General features: G+C 69.6%; 1 protein-coding gene. It reads right to left on the bottom strand.

Annotation, left to right across the window (positions count from 1 at the left end; translation table 11 throughout):
• Positions 1–754: type VII secretion protein EccCb (eccCb, locus tag FNX44_RS27390; RefSeq protein WP_143651637.1), on the bottom strand; the 754-nt coding region annotated here is incomplete at both ends.

The following is a 754-nucleotide window of genomic DNA, read 5'->3' as shown; positions in this document are numbered from 1 at the left end:
TGTGTATAAGAGACAGATGAAGTGCAGGCCGTCGGGGGTCTGGCCGCGTCCGGGCATGTCGGCGGGGACATTGGCGGCGACCTTGCGGTCGAACTCGGAGTCCATGGTGTCGCCGAGGCGCAGCTCGAGGCGGTTCATGAGCTGGTCCTTGAGCGCGGCGCGGACCTCCATGTTGCGGGTCGCGGTGATGACCACGTGGACGCCGTAGCCGAGGCCTCGGATGGCGAGGTCGGTGATGTGGTCTTCCAGGATCTCGTAGTCCTGTTTGAGTGTCGCCCAGCCGTCGATGAGCAGGAAGACGTCGCCCCACGGCTGGTCGGTGAGGGCGCCGGTGGCGCGTTGGCGGCGGTAGGAGGCCATGGAGTCGATGCCGTGGACGCGGAAGTACTCCTCGCGGCCGTTGAGGACGCCGGCTACTTCGGCGACGGTGCGGCGGACGCGTTCGGGGTCGAGGCGGGAGGCCACGCCGCCGACGTGGGGGAGGCCGGATACGGCGGAGAGGCCGCCGCCGCCGAAGTCGAGGGCATAGAACTGAGCTTCGGCGGGGGTGTGGGTGAGGGCGAAGGAGGAGATGAGGGTGCGGAGGAGGGTGGACTTGCCGGACTGCGGGCCGCCGACGATCAGCATGTGGCCGGCGGCGCCGGAGAAGTCGCTCCAGAGCACGTCGCGGCGCTGCTCGAAGGGCTTGTCGATGATGCCGAGCGGCACGGTGAGGCGGCCGGCGTGCGAGTTGTCGGGGGAGGTGAGGCCGCGG

This window comes from Streptomyces alkaliterrae (assembly GCF_007097205.2).
GTDB classification, from domain to species: Bacteria; Actinomycetota; Actinomycetes; order Streptomycetales; family Streptomycetaceae; genus Streptomyces; species Streptomyces alkaliterrae.
The sequence above is the reverse complement of the archived record's forward strand: the minus strand, read 5'-3'. Positions and strand labels throughout refer to the sequence as shown.